Annotated in this window: 26 protein-coding genes and 1 tRNA gene; 11 read left to right on the forward strand and 16 right to left on the reverse strand. The window is 40.2% G+C overall.

All coding sequences use genetic code 11. From position 1 onward, the window contains the following. Positions 1 to 234, forward strand: a 234-nt coding sequence (locus tag NXS00_RS26610) for a hypothetical protein (RefSeq protein ID WP_258102348.1), incomplete at its 5' end; no start/stop codon positions are given. A gap of 21 nt (positions 235 to 255) precedes the next feature. Here the strand turns inward: NXS00_RS26610 and NXS00_RS26615 are convergent. Next, positions 256 to 329: transfer RNA gene (locus NXS00_RS26615), tRNA-Arg, on the reverse strand. 197 nt (positions 330 to 526) lie between these two features. Here NXS00_RS26615 and NXS00_RS26620 point away from each other — a divergent pair. The 3 genes from NXS00_RS26620 to NXS00_RS26630 are packed head-to-tail and all read left to right on the forward strand — an operon-like array spanning position 527 to position 2,455. Continuing rightward, positions 527 to 1,054, forward strand: coding sequence for a hypothetical protein (locus NXS00_RS26620; RefSeq protein ID WP_258102349.1), 528 nt, complete (start codon positions 527 to 529; stop codon positions 1,052 to 1,054). 46 nt (positions 1,055 to 1,100) lie between these two features. Continuing rightward, on the forward strand, positions 1,101 to 1,940 hold the full coding sequence (locus tag NXS00_RS26625) for an ATP cone domain-containing protein (RefSeq protein ID WP_258102350.1): 840 nt from the start codon (positions 1,101 to 1,103) through the stop codon (positions 1,938 to 1,940). Next, a complete protein-coding gene (locus NXS00_RS26630; protein WP_258102351.1) occupies positions 1,937 to 2,455 on the forward strand; it encodes a dihydrofolate reductase family protein in 519 nt (172 codons plus the stop codon). Before NXS00_RS26625 ends, NXS00_RS26630 begins: the two co-directional genes overlap by 4 nt. Here NXS00_RS26630 and NXS00_RS26635 read toward each other — a convergent pair. Then, entirely contained in the window at positions 2,452 to 2,700 is a 249-nt protein-coding gene (locus NXS00_RS26635; protein WP_258102352.1) for a hypothetical protein, read from the reverse strand. The genes NXS00_RS26630 and NXS00_RS26635 overlap by 4 nt on opposite strands. A gap of 110 nt (positions 2,701 to 2,810) precedes the next feature. Between NXS00_RS26635 and NXS00_RS26640 the strand changes: the two genes are divergently transcribed. Further along, the gene (locus NXS00_RS26640; RefSeq protein ID WP_258102353.1) at positions 2,811 to 3,209 is read left to right on the forward strand and encodes a helix-turn-helix domain-containing protein; all 399 of its coding nucleotides are present in this window, start codon (positions 2,811 to 2,813) and stop codon (positions 3,207 to 3,209) included. On the opposite strand, the gene NXS00_RS26645 is transcribed toward NXS00_RS26640, so the two are convergent. Together NXS00_RS26645 and NXS00_RS26650 are read right to left on the reverse strand one after the other, a co-directional pair. Further along, entirely contained in the window at positions 3,206 to 3,856 is a 651-nt protein-coding gene (locus tag NXS00_RS26645; RefSeq protein ID WP_258102354.1) for a TPM domain-containing protein, read from the reverse strand. The two genes, NXS00_RS26640 and NXS00_RS26645, sit on opposite strands and share 4 nt — an antisense overlap. A 21-nt stretch (positions 3,857 to 3,877) precedes the next feature. Continuing rightward, positions 3,878 to 4,759: a TPM domain-containing protein gene (locus tag NXS00_RS26650; protein WP_258102355.1), complete on the reverse strand. Its 882-nt coding sequence runs from the start codon at positions 4,757 to 4,759 to the stop codon at positions 3,878 to 3,880. 62 nt (positions 4,760 to 4,821) lie between these two features. Between NXS00_RS26650 and NXS00_RS26655 the strand changes: the two genes are divergently transcribed. Next, a complete protein-coding gene (locus NXS00_RS26655; protein ID WP_258102356.1) occupies positions 4,822 to 5,412 on the forward strand; it encodes a LemA family protein in 591 nt (196 codons plus the stop codon). A gap of 62 nt (positions 5,413 to 5,474) precedes the next feature. After that, a complete protein-coding gene (locus tag NXS00_RS26660) occupies positions 5,475 to 5,828 on the forward strand; it encodes a hypothetical protein (protein WP_258102357.1) in 354 nt (117 codons plus the stop codon). On the opposite strand, the gene NXS00_RS26665 is transcribed toward NXS00_RS26660, so the two are convergent. Genes NXS00_RS26665 through NXS00_RS26690 form a run of 6 tightly spaced genes read right to left on the reverse strand, consistent with a single transcriptional unit; the run spans position 5,829 to position 11,734 of the window. Continuing rightward, positions 5,829 to 7,142, reverse strand: a complete 1,314-nt coding sequence (locus tag NXS00_RS26665; RefSeq protein ID WP_258102358.1) for a DUF58 domain-containing protein — start codon at positions 7,140 to 7,142, stop codon at positions 5,829 to 5,831. Continuing rightward, entirely contained in the window at positions 7,143 to 8,114 is a 972-nt protein-coding gene (locus NXS00_RS26670; RefSeq protein ID WP_258102359.1) for an AAA family ATPase, read from the reverse strand. A 1-nt stretch (position 8,115) separates the two neighbouring features. Continuing rightward, positions 8,116 to 9,258, reverse strand: a complete 1,143-nt coding sequence (locus NXS00_RS26675) for a DUF4350 domain-containing protein (RefSeq protein ID WP_258102360.1) — start codon at positions 9,256 to 9,258, stop codon at positions 8,116 to 8,118. Next, positions 9,255 to 9,926, reverse strand: a complete 672-nt coding sequence (locus NXS00_RS26680) for a hypothetical protein (RefSeq protein WP_258102361.1) — start codon at positions 9,924 to 9,926, stop codon at positions 9,255 to 9,257. Before NXS00_RS26680 ends, NXS00_RS26675 begins: the two co-directional genes overlap by 4 nt. Continuing rightward, positions 9,910 to 10,791: a DUF7847 domain-containing protein gene (locus NXS00_RS26685; RefSeq protein WP_258102362.1), complete on the reverse strand. Its 882-nt coding sequence runs from the start codon at positions 10,789 to 10,791 to the stop codon at positions 9,910 to 9,912. The genes NXS00_RS26680 and NXS00_RS26685 overlap by 17 nt, the downstream gene beginning before the upstream one ends. Next, positions 10,754 to 11,734, reverse strand: coding sequence for a stage II sporulation protein M (locus NXS00_RS26690; RefSeq protein ID WP_258102363.1), 981 nt, complete (start codon positions 11,732 to 11,734; stop codon positions 10,754 to 10,756). The genes NXS00_RS26685 and NXS00_RS26690 overlap by 38 nt, the downstream gene beginning before the upstream one ends. A gap of 42 nt (positions 11,735 to 11,776) precedes the next feature. Here NXS00_RS26690 and NXS00_RS26695 point away from each other — a divergent pair, with 42 nt between their 5' ends. Then, entirely contained in the window at positions 11,777 to 12,466 is a 690-nt protein-coding gene (locus NXS00_RS26695) for an RDD family protein (RefSeq protein WP_258102364.1), read from the forward strand. 60 nt (positions 12,467 to 12,526) lie between these two features. Here NXS00_RS26695 and NXS00_RS26700 read toward each other — a convergent pair whose 3' ends face one another. The 3 genes from NXS00_RS26700 to NXS00_RS26710 all read right to left on the reverse strand — a co-directional run bounded on the left by NXS00_RS26700 (position 12,527) and on the right by NXS00_RS26710 (position 16,117). Next, positions 12,527 to 13,549: a hypothetical protein gene (locus tag NXS00_RS26700; protein WP_258102365.1), complete on the reverse strand. Its 1,023-nt coding sequence runs from the start codon at positions 13,547 to 13,549 to the stop codon at positions 12,527 to 12,529. 308 nt (positions 13,550 to 13,857) lie between these two features. Next, positions 13,858 to 14,394, reverse strand: a complete 537-nt coding sequence (hslV, locus tag NXS00_RS26705) for an ATP-dependent protease subunit HslV (RefSeq protein ID WP_258102372.1) — start codon at positions 14,392 to 14,394, stop codon at positions 13,858 to 13,860. 73 nt (positions 14,395 to 14,467) lie between these two features. Then, positions 14,468 to 16,117 carry a pyruvate dehydrogenase complex dihydrolipoamide acetyltransferase gene (locus NXS00_RS26710; RefSeq protein WP_258102366.1) on the reverse strand — a complete coding sequence of 550 codons (1,650 nt, stop codon included), beginning with the start codon at positions 16,115 to 16,117 and terminating at the stop codon, positions 14,468 to 14,470. A gap of 250 nt (positions 16,118 to 16,367) precedes the next feature. Here NXS00_RS26710 and NXS00_RS26715 point away from each other — a divergent pair, with 250 nt between their 5' ends. Together NXS00_RS26715 and NXS00_RS26720 are read left to right on the forward strand one after the other, a co-directional pair. Further along, entirely contained in the window at positions 16,368 to 17,324 is a 957-nt protein-coding gene (locus tag NXS00_RS26715; protein WP_258102367.1) for a YheT family hydrolase, read from the forward strand. Positions 17,325 to 18,465: 1,141 nt separating this feature from the next. Next, entirely contained in the window at positions 18,466 to 19,230 is a 765-nt protein-coding gene (locus NXS00_RS26720; RefSeq protein WP_258102368.1) for a hypothetical protein, read from the forward strand. A 9-nt stretch (positions 19,231 to 19,239) separates the two neighbouring features. Here the strand turns inward: NXS00_RS26720 and NXS00_RS26725 are convergent, their stop codons facing one another. From NXS00_RS26725 to NXS00_RS26735, 3 genes are all read right to left on the reverse strand, one after another. After that, positions 19,240 to 19,497, reverse strand: coding sequence for a hypothetical protein (locus NXS00_RS26725; RefSeq protein WP_258097303.1), 258 nt, complete (start codon positions 19,495 to 19,497; stop codon positions 19,240 to 19,242). A 410-nt stretch (positions 19,498 to 19,907) separates the two neighbouring features. Then, complete coding sequence (locus NXS00_RS26730) at positions 19,908 to 20,168, reverse strand: helix-turn-helix domain-containing protein (RefSeq protein ID WP_258102369.1); 261 nt, start codon at positions 20,166 to 20,168, stop codon at positions 19,908 to 19,910. A 374-nt stretch (positions 20,169 to 20,542) separates the two neighbouring features. Then, complete coding sequence (locus NXS00_RS26735; RefSeq protein ID WP_258102370.1) at positions 20,543 to 21,931, reverse strand: HEPN domain-containing protein; 1,389 nt, start codon at positions 21,929 to 21,931, stop codon at positions 20,543 to 20,545. A 785-nt stretch (positions 21,932 to 22,716) separates the two neighbouring features. Between NXS00_RS26735 and NXS00_RS26740 the strand changes: the two genes are divergently transcribed. Continuing rightward, entirely contained in the window at positions 22,717 to 23,121 is a 405-nt protein-coding gene (locus NXS00_RS26740) for a helix-turn-helix domain-containing protein (protein WP_258102371.1), read from the forward strand. Positions 23,122 to 24,342 lie beyond the last annotated feature (1,221 nt).

Consider the following 24,342-nt stretch of genomic DNA (forward strand, 5'->3'; position numbering starts at 1 on the left):
GAGATATTCTTGAATCATTTGGTGACGTTCTGCCACCGAAATCTCATTTCCATGCCGAATTGGTGCATTCTTCTTTTTATCCATTTTGATTTACATCGATTGTGTAAACCTATTTCAGGACAAGACAATCGCAACTGGCCGCTCGCATCGCAGCGGCGTACCGCCTCTCAACCCCCAGATCCTTTCCAGGCCGAAACAACATCCTCTCGGCTCTATAACAAAAAAGCTTCCTGAAATTAATCAGGAAGCTTGTTGTACACTCGGAAGGATTCGAACCCTCAACCCCCGGAGCCGAAATCCGGTATTCTATCCAGTTGAACTACGAGTGCATTTCTGTTTTGCCTTTCAACTCAAAACTTTGATTCCATTCTCAGTCACTTTAGCCGAAATCCCCCCGATAGCTATCGGGGCTATCCAGTTGAACTACGAGTGCATTTTTTCAAATGGTTTGCAAATATAACGACACATTACTCACATAAAAATAAATTCTTTAGTCATCCTTCATTACTTCTAATATCATTGGTAAATGGACTTATTGAACTGTTTGTTACTATTCATCTCGCTCTTACATTCATCATCCACTGGAAACGATGAACTAGTTCAGCTACGTGAAGGGTTTCGCCAGGCAGTTGTCAATCAGGAAGTAGATGCTTTCTACCATCAAGTAACCGTCAACAATTCAGACGAATCAATTATTAAGGCCTATACTGCATGTGCTTATGCGATGAAAGCAAAAACTACCTGGAATCCATTTACAAAATTGAGTCAAGTAAGAATGTACGAACAACTCATGACGGAGGCTTACCTCAAATCTCCCGATAATATTGAATTACGGTTTTTACGGTTCAGTATTGAATACAATCTACCTTCCTGGCTCGGTATGAGCGATCACCTGGATGAAGACCAACAATATATTGCTAGCCACACAATGGATATTCAGGAATTGATGTTACACCCAGAATATGCACGGTACATTCTGTATTTTATCAAAGAAACTGGACTTTACAAAGAAGAAACAGTCACCAAATTGCAACAGGCTTTGGTTAAAGAATAAACCATCTCCTTGAAGATATTTTCAGGATGTATAGTATCTTCCCAACGTGAGTAACAACCCAATAATCATACAGAAATTCTCCGGAGAGAAGGATGAGTTTAACCCAGAAAAACTCAAAAAAAGTCTTACAGAAGCTGGAGCTTCTCATGAACAAGCTGATAAAATCACTGCAACTATTCAGAAAGGACTTTTCGAAGGTATCACCACCAAAGAAATCTATCGTAAGGCACATAGACTGCTCAAAAACAGAGAAAAAGCTAAAGCATCACGTTATGGCTTAAAAAAATCTATTCTTCAGTTAGGACCTACAGGATATCCTTTCGAACTGTTTGTTGGAGAACTTATGCGAAAGGAAGGGTTTGAAATTACCATTGGTGACACCATGCAAGGAAGGTGCGTGACTCATGAGGTAGACGTATTAGCCATCAACAAGCATGTAGTGCGAATGATGGAGTGTAAATTTCACAACCGGCTGGGCTATAAAACCGATGTAAAAGTACCGATGTACATCAAATCACGATTTGAAGACCTATCTTCTGTTTGGAAAGATGACCATCGGTTTATCAATAGGAAATATGAAGGATGGGTGGTAACCAATGCACGATTTACTAAAGACGCTATCGATTTTGGTCAATGCTCAGGGTTAAACTTATTGAGTTGGGACTATCCAGGTCATAGTCTGAAAAGCCTGGTCAATCGGCATAATATCTACCCGATTACAACCATCTCTACTATACCGAAAAATATACGTGAAAAACTGTTTGAAAAGCACATCGTCCTTGCCAATACACTCGTAGATCATAGAGAGGTCTTGCTAGAATTAGGACTCGATCAAAAAAAGGCACACGACATCATTGCGGAAGCTAAAAGCATTTGTGACATATGAAACGCGTTAAACTCTTTATCGCCACTAGTCTGGATGGATACATCGCCAGATCCAACGGAGATGTAGATTGGCTATATACCGATCAGGATTATGGATACACCAACTTTTTAGAGACCATTGATACGGTATTAATGGGAGGCAAAACGTATCGTCAAGTATTGGGCTTTGGAGATTGGCCATACAGCACCAAGAAGAGCTACATATTCACTCACGACTTGCAGTCAGAGTCTACCGATGAAATCACCTTCATCCATCATGACATCCCAGGTTGTGTAAGGCGTCTTAAGAAAGAAAAAGGCAAGGATATCTGGCTCGTCGGTGGAGCAGAAATCAATACGATTTTATTGGAAGCCGGCCTGATTGACGAATTATGGATATTTAAAATGCCCGTTTTGCTAGGTACAGGAGTACCACTATTTAATAGCAGCAAATCAGAAACCTGGCTTCAAATTAAGGATATCGAAGAGTTTGACTCTGGGCTGGTCAAAATGATCTATCATAAAAAATTGACCTAAGATTTAAGCAAAATGCTAATCGCATTCAATAAATCATCATTTCTAACAAGTTCGACGTTATTTGCTGAAAGTGATACCTGTATCTCACATTCTATAAATACTTCGATAATCTTTTCTTCTGGAACGTTTCTGTTGTAATCGTCTTTAAAACCTTGCGAGATACTCAAACAGAGCTCCTGCTGAGTAACTCTTGCAAGATTTGAAAAAAACGTAATCCTGGACAAACGTTTGTTATATAAACGCATCCTTTGAGTACATTTGATTTAGTTAATTATTATGATTCCGTTATACTAAATAAGTTACAATAAATAACAATTGCAATTATTCATAACATATTTTGTTGATTTAGAATTACATGTCAGAATTAAAATCTGAGATTGGTAAACGAATAGCTTCTACGCGAAAAGAAGCTGGAGATTCTCAAGAAGCTTGCGCAATAAAATTAGGAATCAAAAGAGGCACTTTGGCAGCATATGAAAATGGAACCAATGCAACACCTGACAGTGTAAAAAAGAAGTTCGCTCATATTTACAATATCAGCTTACAATATTTGATCTCTGGAGTACACTCAGCTCAGGAACCCTCAGCAGAATACAAAAAGTCTGATATTCTTTCTTTACTTCAGAAAATGGAACCTTCTCCTCTCAAAGATTCGATTTTAGATAAGGCTCATCAACTAATTCAGGAAAATAGAGATCATAAAGACAAGATCATCGAATTATTAGAAAAGCTCAATGATCTAAAAAACGATTAATCCTCGATTCGGAGACCATCATCCAGCTCATTGAAGTCAGTCGATTTTCTAACGAATCCATGCTCCAACAGCAAGTCTTTGCAAAGCGCGATGGCCGACACCATTCCTTGAGCTATTTCATTGGACTTAATCCCCTTAATCACTTCCTCTACTACATGTTGCCAGTCTTCTGGCTTCAACTTTTTACTGATTCCTTCATCCCCTAGCACCATCACTTGATGCTCTACTCGACTTACGAAAATGAGAATACCTACTCGCTCTTCTGTTTCGAATACTTTCTCATTCATAAAAGCTTGTAAAGCTCTTTGATTCACACGTTCAGCCTGACGGTCTTTGGAAATAATAAATCTCTTCGCTTGAGGTAAAATCACTGGAATCAGAAAACCCAGCACAAATGCTCCCAAAATGAACAAACTTATCTCCAGTGGAGTCACACGCATTGGTAACAGCCACAGATAAGACAGAATTGCTAACAATGCCGCAATTCCTCCTCCGAAAATTCCTGCTGTATACCAGGAAGCTTCAGCGTAATCATCACTGGAATTGACAAAGTATGGAACAATTTCACCACAAGAAACCGTCTCAAGGTCCTTGACAGCCTGTTTTACCTGCTCCTTTTCAGTATCTGTAAAAGTATATTTAGCCATTGAATTCTTAAGATTTTGAGATTACCAACCACCAGAAGCTCCACCGCCTCCAAAGCCACCTCCGCCACCGGAGAAGCCTCCGCCTCCAGAGAAACCACCACCACTTGAGAAGCCTCCGCCGCCTCCCCAGTACATGCCTCCGCCACCACGGCCACCTCTTCCTCCACCGGAAGGTACAGCCATGAATATGGAAACAATAACGGTGATAAAAATAGCCGCAGCAAATCCTAGTAGTAACCAGGATAGCAGGAAGACAATCACAGACATGATTCCGACAGACTTCCCTTTACCAACTTTTTTATGAAGAATGGCTTTGATAATCGCGAAGAAAACAAATCCAAAAATCAACAAGAATGGGCCAAATCCGGAGAAAATACCGTCATCGTTGGAAGATGTCTGCTGACGCACTGCAGGTGGTAGCTCTTCTCCGCTGATGGCACTAAGCACCACATCCACTCCTCCATCAATGCCACTGTAGAAATGCCCCGACCTAAAGTCTGGAGTTATCACATTCGTAATAATTCGTTTGCTTAAAGCATCCGTAAGAGCTCCTTCCAACCCGTACCCTACCTCGATACGCATTTTGCGATCTTGCATGGCAAAAAGCATAATCACTCCATCATCCACGCCTCCTCGACCAACTTTACTTTCTTCTGCCAGTCGAATAGCATATTGTTCTATGGTCTCATCACCGGTGGTAGGGATTAAAACAATCACAACCTGGCTTCCTTTGCTCTCTTCAAAACTTTTCAGTTTACTTTCCAGAGATCTGATTTCACCTGATGATAACGTGCCTGTTTGGTCCGTTACACGCGTTTTGAGTGATGGAATGGCTACGTCCTGAGCATAAGTAATGCTAGAAAATAGAAATATTATTAAGGGAAAAAGTATCCGAATTTTCACAATATCGTTAGTTCTCGTATCCTTGTAATTATACCACAAGCTAAAACTAATAAAGCAGAATTATGAATAAAAAATGGATAACCATAATCATTGTAGTTGTAGCCATTTTTCTAGTATACAATTTCTTTACTGGAAGGTACAACAACATGGTCACCAAAGAAGAAGCCGTTAACACGGAATGGTCAAATGTAGAAACGCAATACCAAAGAAGAAGTGATTTGATTCCAAACCTAGTGAACACCGTAAAAGGATTCGCTAATCAGGAAAAAGAGGTCTTGGTTGGTGTAACTGAAGCACGTTCTAAAGCTTCCAGCATTAATTTGGATGCTAGTAACCTGACAGCAGAAAACATGCAACAGTTTCAGGCTGCGCAAGGACAATTGAATTCAGCTTTATCCAGACTCTTGGTTACAGTAGAAAAATATCCTGAATTGAAGTCCAATCAAAACTTCCTGGAGCTACAAGCACAGCTAGAAGGTACCGAGAACAGAATTGCGGTTTCAAGAAAACGTTATAATGAAACCACTCAGGAATACAATACTTACATCAGAACGTTTCCTAACAGTATGATCGCTGGATGGGGTGGTTTTGAAAGAAAACCATTATTTGAAGCTGAAGAAGGTGCAGAGAAAGCTCCTGAAGTTCAGTTCTAAGAACATCAATTATGACACTCAAAGCCTTGACACTTTTGTCAGGGCTTTTTCAATTATAGCAAATGAGCCAAATCAAAGCCAACAAAAAGACCTTTATCCGGTGGAAAGTCTACATTGACCGAGCCAGAATGTATATTGGATATATTCAATTTTTAATGATCGCATTCGTATTATTGGAAGCTTATGAAGACACTACTTTCGGGAGACTGATTTACGACAACCTATTGATCTCCACTCCAATCATCTTCGTTGTTTTCATCATTGGCTCACTCATCATTGGGAGAATAGACACCTTGTTGGGTTTCAGAGAAGAAGAACTCAGAAACTCGTCCACATCCAACCCAGTCATGCGGGAACTGCTCACTAAAATTGATGAATTGACAGAGGAAGTGAAGGGGTTGAAGGATAGAAAGTAATCAAAGCATCCGCTTTGCTTTCACTTCAATGTACTTGTTGATGACATCTACGTTGAGGTTTTGAGGAGTCGTATAGAGCGACAAAATACCTGCTCTACTTAGCTCATCCCTAATCAAAAGCTTCTCCTCTAGCATTTGTCGACCAATTGCCTGGTCATAGATCTCTCGTGTGCTGTTGGCCTTATCCATTAACAGCTTATCAACCTCTGTATTTCGGAAGTATACCACAATCAACAGATGCTTTCTATTGATCAATTTCAAATACGGAAGCTGTCGATTCAGACTATGAATGGATTCGAAATTGGTGAACATCAGCATCAAACTACGTTGATTCACATTCTTCACCGCATGGGTATAAACCGAAGCAATATCTACCTCATTGAAAGATGTCTTTTGATGATACAGCGCCTCCATGATCTGATAGATCTGTGCACCTCGATGATTGGCTTTTATCGTCGTATCAATCTTATGTTCAAAGGTGATCAAACCAGCCTGATCTCCCTTTTTCATGGCGATATCTGAAATCACCAGAGATGCATTAATGGAGTAATCCAGAAGTGTCATTCCCTCAAAAGGCATGCGCATTGATCTACTCTTATCGATTAAGCAATAAATATTCTGAGAACGCTCATCAATGTAGTGATTCGTCATCAAATGCCCTCTTCTGGCAGTTGCTGACCAGTTGATATTTCGAGGATCATCACCCATCACATAGTCTTTGATGGTATCAAACTCCTTACTATTCCCAACTCTCCTAATCAGCTTCTGCCCTTGCATGGTGAGGTTTTGAGAAATAGCCATCAATTCATACTGATGCATTTTGATGAACGATGGATACACCTTCACCTCTTCTGGAGCTGCACCTTTGATCTTTCGAATGAAAAATCCAATTGAGGTAGTAACCAAAGCATTCGTATAGCCAAACTGATAGACGCCTCGCTCGGTGGGTCTCAATTGATAATTGAGTGTGTTGGCTTCCTTTTCCAACTCAATGCCGAACTTAAAATCACGTAATTGAAACTGAACTGGTGCTTCATCTCTGATTTCCACAAACACAGCCATATCATAATGACTTTGCAATTCTATTAGCACTTCATTTTCATCTCCATTGGAGAACCGCTCGTTACAAACTCGACGAATATCTATTGACCCGCGCATCCAGAGCATGTAAGCATCCATGAGCAATGCCACAGCTGTCGCACCAGCAGCTACTTTAGCGATAAGGAAGATCAGACTGACAAATTGCCCAATAATAAAGGCAGCAATCAACCCAACCAATACTGCATAGAACCGATTTGTAACGAATACTTTCACTTAGTTTGGCACTTCTACTTGCTGAACAATCTGCTGTGAAACTTCCTCAATGCTGATTCCCTGAAGCTCTGCCTCTGGTGTCAACTGAATTCTGTGTTCGATGACAGGTCTGAGCAAATACTGAATATCATCTGGTGTGATAAAGTCTCTACCCTTCATGGCCGCATATGCTTTTGACGCATTGAGTAAATCAATAGAAGCTCTTGGAGATGCTCCAAGATACAACGATGGGTGATTTCTCGTTTGTGCGATCAACTCTGCGATGTATTTCAACAAAGAGTCCTTTGCCAGAATATCTTTTAAGTTCTTACGAAGCTCAATTGCTTCCTCTTTGGTAATCACTTCAGAGATAAAATCTAGTTTCTTGAACCCTGCAGTTTGGTTCTGCAGCATGAGGATTTTCGTTTCATCTTCTGTAGACGGGTAGCCAACATTGATTTTAAATAAGAATCGATCCAACTGCGCTTCAGGTAATCGGTAAGTTCCCTCTTGCTCTATTGGGTTTTGAGTGGCCATCACCATGAACAACTCATCCATCGGGTACACTGTACCATCATTGGTAATTTGCCCTTCTTCCATTACTTCAAATAGTGCGGATTGCGTTTTTGCAGGAGCTCTGTTAATCTCATCTATCAAGACAAGGTTGGAGAATATTGGACCAGATTTAAACTCAAAAGAGGTATTCTTCGGATTGAAAACAGAAGTACCCAAAATGTCAGACGGCATCAAATCCGGAGTAAACTGTATACGCTTAAACTCTGCCTTCGTCATGTTGGCCAGCAATCGAGCAGTCAACGTCTTAGCAACTCCTGGAACTCCTTCAATGAGCACATGACCACCAGCGAAAAAAGCAGTTAATAACAAATCAAGCATTTGCTCTTGTCCGACCAAAGCTTTGTGCGCTTCTGTTCTTAGTTGGCTGATCTTGTCTGAGAACCCTTGCAGGTCCACACGATTAGTAAATTCTGACATTTTACTTAATATTAAATTTTTCGATCTTCTGATTTAAGTCGGACAACATCTCCTCTGAGACATTGCCCCCATTTTTTACATGTTGTATGATTTCGAAGGTCTGAATGACCTCAGACTTCTTCAATCCGGTTTTTACAGCCAATGTTTGATACGTTGCATCATCAAACAAATTGGATATATAATAACGTTCTTTTAGCGTTTTCAAGAAATGGCTTACCATCTTCTGTGCTGCCGAAATGTGTCGTCCTTCACGGTAATACAGACCACCCATGGTTTTAATGAACTGAATGGTGGTATTCGTTTTTGGATCCAGTAAATCAATCTTTGCTTGTTTTCTTCTACTGCCAATGAATAGCAACAACAAGATGCTCAACAAGGTCAGATTCAAAGCCCAACGAAGTGCTGGCTGAGAAATGAAATACCGGAAGACAGAAGTAGATTCCATTCTACCACTATGATAATATCGATTGTAAATCACTTTGTCTGGATCTAATAGATTCAGCATCATCTCAGGCAATCCCAAACCTCCTGATTTTAAAATCCCATAATTCGTAAAGGCCAATGGATGTGTAGATAGAATCAATTGACCTTCTCCAAATTGACGATGAATAACGACAGGCTTATCGGAGGACGCAACAACATTCCACTGCAAGCTATCGCCCACTTCAAATACTCCATATATCTGACTTTTGGGATAATAAGCTGAGGTATTCCCATAACTGATTTCCAATGAATCAATCATTTGCAAGGTTGCTTCTTTAAACTCGTCATCCCATTTTAAGTCCAAAGTATCCAAAAATTCCTCTGAGAAAATACTCGAAGCAATCAATACATTGTTGCCCTTCTCAAGCATACTCATCAAAGCTGCAAAGTCTGCTTCTCCAGGTTCAAATTGAGAACTGAGAATAAGCATTTCTGCATTAACAGAATCTCCATGTTCATACAGTGTTTCAAAAGAGATTTCTTTAGCTGCAAAAAAATCATCTAGTCGCTCATACAAAACATACCCACCATATGGCTGCTTGTCCTTCTGTGCGAAAGTAGGAATCCACACTAATGGCTCGGGTTTGTATTGCTCTACCACTACATACAGCACAAAAATTACCGCCAGGAATATGTACAATCTTCGTTCTTTCTTACTCATCCGTATATGGTTTCAAGTAAGACATTGGACTCCTCAAACTGTTCTTCCTGAGCATCATAATCTCCATACCAGGTCACTTCAAAAAGAGTCACCAAAGAAGAAAAAGCTTCTTGTTTTCCTGCAGGCAATTCGTCCACATAATCAAGTGGCGCCTTCCAGGTGGTAATTTTAATTTGATCAGACTTATGTAGGTCGTGCAAGCACTTCAAAAACTGGTAACGTATGGCCAACTTATAGTCGCAATGTGCCTTACTTTCTTTAATCAAAGCATCATAATCGACACGTTGCCCATCTACAGAGGTTACCCCCATTGGCACAAAGCTCTTTGAGTTTCGCTCCAGCACCGTACCGTAGCGATTCTTCAAGATGTAATACAGAACCATTAACACTACACCGACAATCAGAACTCGAAACACAAACGGCCAAACATCCTGCATACCCATTGACCGGAATATATAGCTCAGCTTATCTAATAGCCAAGCTAAGAACAACGTAATAATGGAATCTGAAACAGCATATTCTGTAGAATAATCAAAAGCAGAATCCCTTTGATATTCGGCAATCTGCTGAGCATCAAAATGACGAAGCTCTTCCTTTCCAGGTAAGTCAAATGCTGAAGCAAAAAAGACTAATAAAAGAAATAAGATGGTATTAGCTAAGGCTTTCAAACTCCTCAATTTGACTTTTCAGTCCTCTTCCTTCCATTCGCTCAGACAAGTTGAAATATTGGAATCCCAAGGCGATAATAGGAATGGAATAACATAAATAAGATCCAATCATTGAAACGGCAAACCCGATCGTTGCAGTCCAACTGGTAAACATATCAAATACCGCCGAAGGATCTCCACTTTGCATGTCTTCTATGTTAGAAAACATATCAGCAAATATCAATGCATAGGACGGGATGGCAAAAATATAAGATGCTGCTCCTGCGATGATGGTGGTGATCAGCATCAAACCGAACGTACTCCACCACTTATCTTTGATGAGTTTAAAAGATTTACCCAAAGCATTGCCGATTCCTTCTTGTTCGAAAATATAGATAGGCACTGCTAATGACATGACAACTCCCAGGTATATACCAGGAAGTATGAACACAAAGAAGCCTATAAATGAAGCAAACGCAGTAATAATCATAATCCCTATCAAACCTGGCACATGCTTGAATGATCCTCTCAAAACCTCCATAAAGTCAGGGTTTGGATTCTCATCTCGTGTCTTAATGTAATTATAAACTGCTGACACCATCAGTGAATACGTAAAGATAGATACACCAAAAATCATCAAATAGGTCATTCCCATTTGCCCCATCACTCCCAAACGCTCTGCATCAGACGCTTCAGGGTTGGCAAAATCACCGATTACACTGAAATAATTTCCTAATGCCAGTGAAGACAAAATCCCCATAGGAATCACCACAATCAGGATCATCTTCATCAAAGGACCAAAGTTGTAACGAATGTACTCGATGGTCACATTGATCTTTTGGCCAAAATCACGCTTTTTGTATAGCTCGAAGTTCTTTTCCGACATATCGGTTTAGGTTAGGTAAAAAGTATAAATAGAAAATCACGATGGCTGCTGAAATCCCAATAATTATCAACTTGATAAATAATGGCCATTCAGTATGCCTGGTTATAAACGACTCAATAAATCCGGCAACAATAAAGAAAGGGATCAAACTAATCACAATCTTCAACCCTTTCTTGGCTCCATTTCTAAAGCTATGTCCACGCGGATACGTGCCTGGAAACAAGATACTGTGTCCCATTGTGAGACCTGCAGCTCCTGCAAAAACGATAGCGCTCAACTCTAAAGTCCCGTGAACCCAGATAGTCAAGATGGTTTCATCAAATAATCCATTCTGAAAAAAGAGATAATGAAATGCACCCACCATCACTCCATTGGAAAACAACACATAACCTGTCCCAACAGAGAAGAAGATACCGAGAGCAAATGCAATAAAGGAAACTCGAATATTATTGAAAGTGATACCCAAAAACATGATTCCTTCTTCAGAACTTCCGTAAACACCCATTGGATCACCTTTTTCAATGTTATCAAGGGTCATGTTTACATATTGATCCCCCAAAATCAATCGAATAAAGGTTTGATCATTAGCTGCAGATAAAGCACCGATACTGATCCCAACAGCAAAGATCAAAAAGGAATACCACAGATACTTCTTTGATGACTTGAGCACTTGAGGCAATTCATACTTCCAATACTGAACAAAGCGATTACTTTTTTCAGGTTTGTTGCGATAGATCACGTTGTGAACTTTCAGAGTCAAGCCATTCAAATAGGCAACCAACTCAGAATCAGGATATTTCGCATTCGCATAAGCCAGATCCTCCGTCAGGTGTACATAAATACCTGATAATTCATCAGCAGTCAATGCCTGAATATTGCTGATCTTTTTCTCAAAGTCCAGCCATTTGTCCTCATTTATTTTTACGAAAAGTCCCTGACGCATATCTTTAGCGTTGAATGCGACAAAATAGTAAGGCTTTCATTTATGGCAAAATTTATCACCAACCAAAACATAGAAATTAATCTGGAACTTGCGAGCCTTGGCGATCGAATTCTAGCAACCATCATCGATCTTTTCATCATGGGATGTTATGCATTCGTCGTTGGAATCATTGCAAGCAGTACTGGAGGTGGTGATACGTTGGCATTTCTTATTTTTCTCCCGCTAGCTTTTTACTCCTTACTTTTTGAGTATTTCATGCACGGACAATCTCCTGGTAAACACATGCGCGATATTCAGGTAGTCAAAATAGATGGTGGTGCACCCAACATTGGAAATTATCTTTTGCGCTGGTTAATCAGACCTATCGACATTTTATTTTATGGCGCCGTAGCCATTTTAACAATCATCATCAGCAAAAAAGGGCAACGCCTTGGTGATTTAGCTGCAGGAACTACCGTTATCAAAATCAAAAGAAGAGAGTCAATTGATAGCATCAAATCCTTGAAAAGAGAAGAAGACTATCAAATTCAGTTTCCACAGGTAAAGCGTTTAAGTGACAAACAAGTGGAGCTCATTCGTAAGTCTCTGAAAATGGGTGCCGATGGTCTTAACTATGAAGCAATCGGACAACTGGTAGAAAAAGTAAAGGAGTTGCTTCAAGTAACTTCTGATCTGCCAGATGTAAAATTCCTATATACCATCATTGCAGATTACGAACATTTGGATCATTAAATAAGGCTGTTTTATTCAATGTGGAATTTTTATTGAAAAAAACAGCCCTTTCTGACCTAATTAAAACCGATAATTGATACCGCCTAAGAATCCAGCATAGAGTCCATTAAAGTTCTTGCCGTCCTTATTCTTCCATAAGTAATTATCTACTAATTGTGGGTCTGCCGCATCTTCTGAATAAATAAAGTTGATCGATGGACCACCGAACAACTCAACATTTCCCAATTGAACAGTTGGTAACACACGCAATGTGGATTTGAAATAATGGTCCTCATCCCAATCTGTATAAGATGTACTAACAGCCTCTGTTCTCAGCTTCAAGATACGTCCACGATAGACTACCGCTCCTAAACCTGCTTCAAGTGCAAACTGCCCGTCATTTATCAGATATCCAGCACCAACGATTCCATAAGTCACACGCCCTCCAGATCGAAATGAGAGCATCAGTGCGTTCGTTTCATCCACTGTTACACTCAGCCCTTTCTCTCCACTCTTCACCAGGTTGATCAAGGCGATACTGTAATCACTGGTATCTGCAATATTCAACAGCGGTGCAATCTGAACTCCTTTAACAGTTTTAGCGATATTCAGCAGTCCACTCAACTGACCACCATCAACATCCTCTGCTACGTTCATCGCGCCTGATATTTGGAAACCATCAAGCGATTTGCTCCAGTTAATTGATCCGGACAACATCAAACCTTCAGTATTTCCGCTATAGTTAGCAGCTCCAGCCAATTGTACACCTTTCGCATCCAGTAAAGTCACATTGGTAAATCCAGAAGCCAATAAACCATGTGCATTACCACTATTGGCATTAATTGCTCCGGACAACTGCACTCCATTGACATTTCCTTTATTGACATTAGCCACTCCGCCCATCTCTAAACCTTCAACTCCCCCGTTGACACCATAGATCATATTTAATGAAAGTCGATTGCTGTAGTCAATAGAATTTACTCCGGCTGTACCTATTGGATAAGCCAATGATAGTTGAATTGGGTTAACCTTGTTTTCCTCTTCTTGTGCGTAGGTCGCTATGACTATTAATAACAGTACATTAAAAAGTAAAAGCTTTTTCATTTTCCTAGTCGTTTTATTTGATTTTGAACAGACACCATTTTGGCATCTCATCATTAGGAAAACCAACTCTATATTTACCCCCACTGTCATCAGAAGAAACTTTCAAAAAAAAAATAAAAGGCCAATTTGACAATTCAAATTGGCCTTTACGCAACGTTATCGAACCTTACAATCCGTCTGATTGAATGCTGATCAACTGGAAATAAAGTTAATTTGACCGCTTTTACCAATCAATACCGATTTCGAGGTATTCCACATACAAAAAGCCGCTTGCAGCGGCTTTTGTTAATTCTTATAAATTGTGATACTTACAATGTTTCCACAATCAGATTATGATTGGTATAAATGCAGATATCAGCTGCAATATTTAAACTCTCTCTGACCATTTCTTCTGCCGTCATATTGGTTGCATGACGCTTTAAACCCATTGCCGCAGAGCGCGCATACATGCTACCTGATCCGATCGATGCGATATCATCATCTGGCTCTAACACATCTCCTGTTCCAGAGATTACAAGAATCTCATTCTTGTCAGCAACAATCATCATCGCTTCCAACCTTCTTAGGTATCGATCAGTTCTCCAATCTTTAGCTAACTCCACTGCCGCACGCTTCATGTTTCCAGTATAAGTGGCCAGTTTCTCCTCCAATCGCTCTAATAAGGTAAAAGCATCCGCAGTAGATCCAGCAAATCCGGTCACAATCTTACCATCCTGCAGTTTTCTGATCTTCTTCACATTGCTCTTAGCTACTGTGTTGCCCATTGTGGCTTGTCCATCAGCACCAATTGCAATCTGACCATTGTGTTTTATAGCTACGACAGTTGTCGATTTGATCTTTTCCATTTCCTCAATCTTCTTAAAATAAAAATGTCCCGTCATTTCATAACGGGACATTCAATTTATAGTTTGTTACTTTTTAAATCAAAATGGTCACAGGGTTCTCAATGTAACCTTTCAATGTTTTCAAGAACGAAGCACCTACAGCTCCATCTACTGTTCTGTGATCACAAGTAAGTGTTACTTTCATTCTGTTGCCAGGAACGATTTGTCCATCTTTCACTACAGGAACCTGATTAATAGCTCCTACAGCCAGGATACAAGATTCTGGTGCGTTGATAATAGAAGTAAATTCTTCAATACCGAACATACCAAGGTTTGATACCGTGAAGGTATTTCCTTGCATCTCTTCCATGGAGATTTTCTTAGCTTTTGCTTTACCAGCAAATTCTTTCACCTCTGCAGAGATTTGAGCAAGGCTCTTGTTGTCAGCAAATTTCACAACAGGAACAATCAAACCATCTTCGATAGCCATGGCTACACCTATGCTGATGTGATCGTTCTTTCTGATGCTCTTGGTATCTTCAATCCAGTACGTATTTACATCTGGATGTTGTCTCAATGCAGCAGCTACCGCTTTGATCACGATATCGTTGAAAGAAATCTTCACTGGAGACAACTCATTGATCGCAGCACGTGCCTCAATGGTTTTGTCCATATCGATATCCATAGTCAGGTAGAAATGCGGAGCTCCAAACTGATTGTTCATCAACCCTTTGGAAATTGCTTTTCTCATTTGAGAAGCTGGCACATCTGTGTAGCTTTCTTCTCCTACTACTTTAGGGAAGTTATATGCTGGAGCAGCAGTTTCTTTCGCAGCTGGAGCAGATGACGCAGGAGCACTTGCTGCTGAAGGAGTAAAGTTTTCTACATCCTTCTTCACAATTCTACCGCCATCACCAGTACCAGGAATTTGACTTAGGTCGAATCCTTTTTCTGCAGCAATTTTCTTAGCCAGTGGAGAAGCTTTAACTCTCCCACCATCAGTTGATGTTTCTTGAGTGGGTGTCGCTGTTGGAGCAGCTGAAGAGGCAGCAACCGCTTCTTCTTTCTTCTCTTCTTTTGGAGCAGCAGGCTTTTTAGCTCCACCGCTAGACTCAGCTTTTAACAATGTTTCCCAGTCAGCACCTTTCTCTCCTACGATAGCGATTACACCATCGATAGGCACAGAACCACCGTCAGGTATAGCAATATGAAGTAATGTACCGTCTTCATAAGCTTCCAATTCCATGGTTGCTTTGTCAGTCTCTACTTCTGCTAATATATCTCCAGATGAAATTTCATCACCTTCTTTCTTCAACCACTGAGCGATTACACCTTCTTCCATGGTATCACTCATTTTTGGCATTCTGATTACTGAAGCATTGATATCAGAAGTATCTACCGCTTCACCAGAATCCTCAGTAGCAGCCTCTTCTTTTGGCTCTTCTGATTTAGCAGCTCCGTTCGAACCGCTTTCAAGATCTTTAAGCAAAGAAGAAATGTCTTCTCCTTTTTCACCGATGATCGCAATTACGCCATCAACAGGTGCAGCCTCCTGTTCTTTTATTCCTATATATAATAGCACACCATCCTGGTAAGACTCCAGTTCCATGGTTGCTTTATCAGTCTCTACTTCAGCCAGTACATCGCCAGATTCTACTTCGTCACCTTCTTTTTTAATCCAAGACGCGATCACACCTTCTTCCATGGTGTCACTCATCTTTGGCATTCTGATTACTTCAGCCATTTTATAAGCGTTATTTTTACCCTAACAAATCGAATTCAAAGTTAATCCATGTGGAATTTTCTCCAACATATCTTAATCTTTTAATTTGGATTTTAAATTAAACCCGGAACATTGAATAGTTCATCATCGATATTTACTACAAATTATCAGTATTATAAACTATTAAATTAGTGTTATAAAGTGTCGATCGTTTTCTTACAAGCCATAAGAATAAATAGAAAAACCGAGATATAGTTTTTAAAATTCCCAAATGCCCGCAATTCATAACAAATCCTACAAACGTCCTTCACAATTCATTTCCAGTCATTTGGAAACCATCTATCCGGCATTGTTTAGAAAAGTAACTGGCTTGACTACTCCTGAAAAAGAACGTCTTACCTTATCTGATGGAGATTTTGTGGATTTGGATTGGCGAAAGCAAGGCAGTAAAAAACTAGTCGTCATACAACATGGTTTAGAAGGCAGTAGCGATCGCCCATATATATTAGGTGTAGCCAAGCACTTTTTCAATCATGGCTTTGACACGCTGGCATGGAACTATAGAGGTTGCAGTGGAGAAATGAATAAAGCAGTTCGCTTTTACCATAGCGGAGCTACAGATGATTTGGATGAAGTAATCCAACGTGCTTTACCTGATTATGATGAAGTATTCCTTGTTGGATTCAGCCTTGGAGGCAATTTGACCCTTAAATATTTAGGAGAAAATTCTCGCTCTCCCAAAATCAAAGGTGCAGTTACAATCAGCACTCCATTAGACTTAGATAAAGGATCGGACAACTTAGCCACACCACGAGGCAAACTTTATGAGCAGCGTTTTTTAAGGAGTCTGGTGAAGAAGGTCAAAGAAAAAGCTTCAATCATGCCAGACAAGATTGATCCAAAACCCCTTGATCAGCTGAAAACACTTAGACAGTTCGACGATTTCTTCACCTCTAAATTACATGGCTTCAAAGATGCTACTGATTATTACAATCAATGCAGTAGCAAGTATTTCCTGAAAGGCATTCAAATCCCCACTCTTATATTAAATGCAACGAATGATCCGTTCTTAACGCCTGAAAGCCTGGACCATTCACTGACCAAAGACTTACCAATGGTCACCCTGGAAACCACCAATCATGGCGGACATGTAGGCTTCATCGCCAAAAACAAGCAAAAAGTTTATTGGTCCGAAGAACGTGCTCTGCAATTCTGTTTAAGTATTTGAAGTGTCATTCCTGCGAAGCCTGCCTGCCGTGGTAGGGCAGGAATCACATAAAATATAAGCCATCTCCAACCCCTCTAATATCATTCCTCCATACTTTTTTAGTCTGTTTATGTCTCCCCTTCACAAGGGGAGATAAGCGAAATATCCTAAAAGAAATTAATAGGCGATAACACTACTTTATATAAAACTGTCATGTCGAGGCACGAGACATCTATCTCACCAATAACTATAACTATAATTTGCGAGCGAAGCTATCTTACCCTATCGTCATTCCTGCGAAGCTTGCCTGCCGTGGTAGGGCAGGTATCACATAAAGTATAATCTATCTCCAACCCCTCTAATATCAATCATCCAAAATTTATTAGTCTGTCTTTGTCTCCCCTTACTAAGAGGAGATAAGTATGATTTGCATTAGCAGGTTAATAGCCAATTACTTATTCAATACTTAAATGAATGATTGATAAAACAATGAAAGTTCGTCATTGCGAGTGCAGCGAAGCAATCTTATACCTCTATCAGTCCTGTGGTATGAAGGAATTTCACCAAAAACCCTCCCCCAACCCCCTCCCTTAAAATGGAGGGGACTAAACAACAAAATAAAACCAGTTTGTCATGTCGAGGTACGAGACATCTATCTCCCCAGCACACATGACTATCATTTACAAGCGCAGCGAAGCAATCTTACTCTAACACACCAACCCCTCTAATATCAATCATCCAAAATTTATTACTCTGTCTACTTCTCCCCTTGCTAAGAGGAGATTAGTATGATTTGCATGAATTGGTTAATACATTTTTGCAACCCCTCAAATAAAATTACCTGAAATTAATTAGTCCATCTACCCTCGCCAGCGAGGGATAATTTGTACTTTACCAGTAATCGGTGATTCGGCATTTCAGATTGGAGTGATTCGTACTAGTGACAAACCATACACTATCCATGCTTTATCCATGGAGTATCTATGCTTTATCCATACTTAGTGTCAATTGCAAAAACTGTGTGTATCGTCCTTTCATGTTCCAAAACCGTCTATTTGGGTAAAGTTGTGCTATTGTGATCCTTGATGTGCCCTGATGATACCAAAGTAGGAAGGTGTATTTGAGAATCTGATGAGCTTAGCTGAAACCAAATGATAAATAAATGGCTAAGCAAAAAGGGATAGTTAAACTCACTGGTACAATAGGCGATGTATCATTCTATAAAAGCCAAGATGGATTTTTGGCTCGCGGTAAAGGTGGAGTCGATAAATCAAGAATCAAAAATGACCCAGCCTTTCAACGAACCCGCGAAAACGGTCAAGAATTTGGAAGAGCAGCTAAAGCTGGAAAAGTACTGCGAATGGCGTTCAGGATACTCATACAGAATGCCAAAGATCGACATGTGGTTGGTCGGATGACTAAATCAATGTTACAGATTGTTAAATCTGATAAAAGCAATCTACGGGGGCAAAGAACAGTTCAGACGGGCAATCAAAGTTTACTCAGAGGTTTTGACTTTAATATTGACAGTCCATTAGGATCAACTATATATGCAGGGTATTCCTTAGCCATTGATCGTGCATCAGGAACAGTAACCATAACTATTAGTGAGTTTATTCCAGATCAAATCCTTTCGTTTCCATCAGGTGCTACTCATTTTAACCTCATTTCAGGGGTTGGGGCTATTGATTATGCAACTGAAGCGTTTGAGATTTCTATTGTTAAATCCGCTGACATTGTCATTGACAGTACACCCCATGAGGTGTTAGCGCAATCTCATGAACTCAATACTAATGGTGAGCAGGATATATATGTCGTTTTGGGCGTTGAGTTTGTAGAAGTTATTAATGAGGTTAGCTATCCGCTAAAAGGTGGCAGCAATTGCTTGGGGATTATTGCAGTAGATCAATACCATCAAGAAGAATAGATAAAGCACCTATTTTATTAATTTTCTAACACTTGAAGAAAGAAGAGTGGCATTCAATTGTTTCAATACTTCTATGAGTTTATCTATGGTTTCAGGTAAGGATTCTGGTATTGATTGTGAAAGGGACTCAATGTAATGATCCGGGTCGGCCAAAAGGATTCTTATCGGATTTACTTGCAGCAGTTCAGCAACTTGCTGTAACATACCGGTCACCGTGTGCTTCTTCTGCTCCTCGGCCGCTGGGCCAAAAGAGAAGGGCACCCCCATAATGGTTAGGACTTTTTATGATACTTTTCCTCAAGCCGGAAGGGCTCATACTTTCTGTTTTGATACAGAAAGCCTACGCGGCCCGGTATCAAAGAAATCAAGGCTGTAAATCAAATCGCTAAATTTCTGCTCGTTACATTGAAAAATCATAAACTCGCTACGCTCAGACAGTATGATTTTTTTAACCATTTCACTCTCTGAAATTCTTAACGCATTTGATTTAAAGCCAAAGACAAAAACAGATTATTCACCGATTCAAGATTTAACCTTCCAGGCAATTATCAGGGATACCTTGATTAACAATCATCGAATATTTAAATGGTTCACGCTGGCCTTGGATGCCCAGCCGCAGATCCTTTTAAAAATCACAATTTCTGATCGGTATTTAACGGTTCGCCGCTGCGATTCAGTCAATTCTGATTTATATCCCTATCGTCTCTTGAATGAATGCTGAAATGCCACATTAATTGTTGCAATACTTCTATGAGTTTATCCAGGGTTTCAGGTGAGGATTGAGGTATTGGTTGCGAAAGGGACTCAATGTAATGATCCGGGTCAGCCAAAAGGATTCTTATCGGATTTACTTGGAGCAGTTCAGCAACTTGCTGCACCATACAGATGGTAATTTGGCTTTCGCCACGCTCATACTTGGTGTAGGTAGCTTCTTTCATGCCGAGATATCGGCTACTTCCCAAGCCTTTTTGTGTCTGAGTTTTCGGAATGTGGCAAGGTTCATGCCTATTGTTTGGTTGTTTAGAGTAGGAGACATAAAAGTTGATAGGACGAATCTAATTAATCTGATCCATTGACTTGGTTGCTTCAATTAATCTACTTTTCCATCGATGAAAAGTAGCAAAAATCTAGCCCTGCGTTCATTTATTGACGCTTTTTGCTTACCAAAAGAGGAATAAAATAAACTCGCCAAAATATTCCTCTCATTGGAATCTCGTTTACTTAAGGCTCAAACAGTATTTTATTCTGGTCTCTTTTTAGCTACACAAAAACCTAAAATGAACAAAGGGGCATCCATGAATGATGGTTATGCTTAAATTGTTCCGTTTAAAATACTTTCCTCATTCGTATTGAGGGCGAGTGCGATGCGATCGTTGACTATTTCACGAGAGAGGGAAAGTAGTTTTTCTACACGCTGATTCAGGGTCTGGAAGTCTGCTTCTGAAACTTCAAAATCATTTGCATAGCGACCATTGATATAGGCATCCTCCAGTAACTGCAACAGTCTTTTTTCTTCTGAAGTGTTGGCTGGGAGCACTTCATTCAGCGCGGGAGCGACACGTCGGGTGATTTGCTTTAATGCCTTGAAGCTGTGGGTCTTTTTCTCACATCCATAAAGTACCAATGCGACTGTGCGGAAGATCAACTCTGCAGCTTGCTGAAGCATGAACAACCCTAAGGAACGCTCCGATTGATTCAGTGCACTTGTGTGAAATGCTTGTGCTTTCTGGTGACCTGTGTCAAACGTTTTCTGAGTCTCTGCAATGACTTGACTCAGGGTTTCTGGTAACACCCCTCTGCCTTCGGCATCTCCCCGACCGGGGAGAGAACCATAAATTAAATTTTGAGGGATGCAAACGAATGAAAAATAGATATGTCCTGATTTGAGTTTGTCTATGATGTGACTGGAGGTGTGAAGTGAACAGGAAAAAAAGCGATCACTCACTGTGATCAGGTCAATAATCGGTTCGAGTTCGGAAAGTCGCTTTTGGCGACTGTCAGGAACTACGATCAGCCATTCTGTAATAGATGTATTCTGATTGCCTACTGATGAGTGTCTGACTTCAAAGATCATTCGAGGGGAAATGGTCTCGATAATGAGTTTAACCACCGGATCGAGGTATTCCTGATTTGGGTGATCCTGCAGGTGTAGTAAGTACATGCTTTCCAGAAGTCCTTCAATGAGTTCGAAGGCCTCAAGATCTACATCGTTACTAAAATCGAGCATGGAGCTCCTACTGAGGCTATATTCGGCCCAGGAGTGGAGTATTTGATACCATTCTTTTTTGCTGTTGATGTATTGAAAAAAGCGATGGAAGAAAAGTAGTGGATTCTCGGTTTCTGCTTTGGAGAGTCTGCGAACGGTACCTTTATAACGGGTAATAAGGTCGTCTAACTGAAGCATGTGTTGTCGTTGCTGTTCGATGCATGACTCAGATAATGGTGATAACATCTGTGGCTCAGCAACAAACTCCTCTTTGTGCTTTTGATGCAGGTGCCATGCATAGCGAATCATTCTTTTGAACTTCCTTTCCATAAACAGGATGAAGGAGGGATCACCCATGTGGAGATATAGTTCATTATTAGAGGCAGCTTTAACCCAGCGCCAAAGTTCTTCATGGATACAATTGATGTCTTGTGGATCAAATACTTCGTAAAGGCTTTGTTTTAAGGTTTCTAATTTGTGCTTACGTTTAGTCATGATGGCATTAGTATTTAGGCTCTGTAATCGATAATCAGTGATTAGTAATCGGTGATCGGTAGTTAGTGATCAGTAAATCAGTTTTTAGTGACTAGTTGTAATCGTAGGAAATTAATTTACGATTAACTAAGTGATGATTCAAAGAAAGGGATTGGTGAGGGGGTAGGTTACAACTGAGGGTTGTGGTTTACTGGTAAATAACTTTTAGACTCTTCCAAGATGGCAGGTTATCCAACACTGAGTATTGTGCCCACTATCACTTCGGCCAGTTATAATTCCCGGTACTCTATGGGGTTCGACCATTTCTCTCATACTTTTTTCACCGATGCGTCGGACGGTGCCAAAAAGCCTCTGCGGCCCAGTATCAAAAAGCTAGGCCTGTAAATCTTTTACTAAAAATGGAATGTGTATACTGTACGCAAAATAAACTCCTACAGACTTAGGTCTGTAGTCAAACAGTATTATGCAAAACATGTTCCTGGCATTCCATTTTTTTAACGTAAAATATTTGATGGCCAAAAATGGTAGCGACTCAAACAATTTTTATTTCTTATCTGATTTTTACGGACAAAAACTAAAATAAATATACACAAGTTTGACCTCACCCCAAACCTCTTATTTGCAGTGCACCTAAAAGGCAAAGGGCTTTTTGATTACTTGATAACCTTCACTCACTTTTCTTAACGCTATTTCTTTAAGGTCATTCCTGTTCCGACATGATCATTCCTTTTACCAAAGGTGGAAGTTTCGTATCTTTAACCGTTTAATCTCAAATATTGCATATCATGGAAACTGCTACTAAATCTCCCAGACCGCACATAGGCCGTAAGATCAGCCGCATCCGTGAGCTGCGCGGGATGAAGCAGGAGACGCTGGCCTATGAGCTGGGCATCACCCAGCAAGCAGTATCCAAAATAGAGCAAAGTGAAACGGTGGAAGAAGAGACTCTCGACAGAGTAGCTAAGGCTCTAGGGGTTACTTCTAATGCTATTGAGAACTTCTCTGAAGAAGGTGTTTTTACATACTTCAATAACTTCAGTGACAATGCGATAAATAATGGAACTGTCGGCTCATCACTTCACAATTGTACATTCAATCCCCTTGACAAAGTAGTAGAGCTTTACGAGCGTTTATTAGCTTCTGAGAAGGAGAAGGTAACTCTGCTGGAGAAGCTATTGAAGAAAGAGTGATTTTAGGCTTTCTTTAGACTACCAAAACATTGGCCGAAACCTAAACTTACCCTCATCACCCACTCTTTTGTGGCACCCTTTCTAAACGAATGCTTATTGGAGATCTATTCCATGCCTATCGGTTGTGATTCTTATAAGCATAGGAATTTATTTTATGCGCATAACAAATCCTAAGTGCAGGGTTATTGGCTTTTGCCTGTTAGTGATTAGTTATTTTGTGAATAGCATACCCATCTGTTCATTTCCTGTCGGAGAACACAGGTCAGCAATCTTATACTAACACACCAACCCCACTAATATCAATCATCCAAAATTTATTACTCCATCTTGTCTCCCCTTGCTAATGGGAGATGGGTTAAATCCATTAAATGAAATTAGATAAGCGATAACACTACTTTAGATACAACTGTCATGTCGAGGCACGAGACATCTATCTCACTAGTACCCTTATCTATCATGTGCGAGCTAATCCAAGCAAGCTCACACCACTATCAGTCCTGTAGTATGAAAGAATTTCATCAAAAACCCTCCCCCAACCCCCTCCCTTAAAATGGAGGGGACTAAACAACAATATAAAACCTGTTTGTCATGTCGAGGCACGAGACATCTATCTCACTAGTACCCTTATCTATCATGTGCGAGCTAATCCAAGCAAGCTCAAACTATCTACACCAACCCCTCTAATATCAATCATCCAAAATTTATTACTCTGTCTACTTCTCCCCTTGCTAAGAGGAGATAAGTATGATTTGCATTAGCTGGTTATTAGCCAATTACTTACTCAATACTTAAATGAATGATTGATAAAACAATGAAAGTTCGTCATAGCGAGCGCAACGAAGCAATCTTACCCCCATCTGTCCTGTGGTATGAAAGAATCTCATCAAAAACCCTCCCCAACCCCCTCCCTTAAAATGGAGGGGACTAAACAACAAAATAAAACCAGTTTGTCACATCGAGGCACGAGACATCTATCTCACCAGCACACATAACCATCATTTGCAAGCGAATCCAAGCAACCTCTCACAAATCGTCATACCTGCGAAGCTTGCCTGCCGTGGTAGGGCAGGTATCACATAAAGTATAAACTACCTCCAACCCCTCTAATATCAATCATCCAAAAATTATTACTCCGTCTTGTCTCCCCTTGCTAATGGGAGATGGGTTAAATCCATTAAATGAAATTAGTAGGCGATAACACTAATTTAAATACAACTGTAA

Origin of the sequence: Marinoscillum pacificum (assembly GCF_024714495.1) — a bacterium.
Lineage (GTDB): Bacteria > Bacteroidota > Bacteroidia > Cytophagales > Cyclobacteriaceae > Marinoscillum > Marinoscillum pacificum.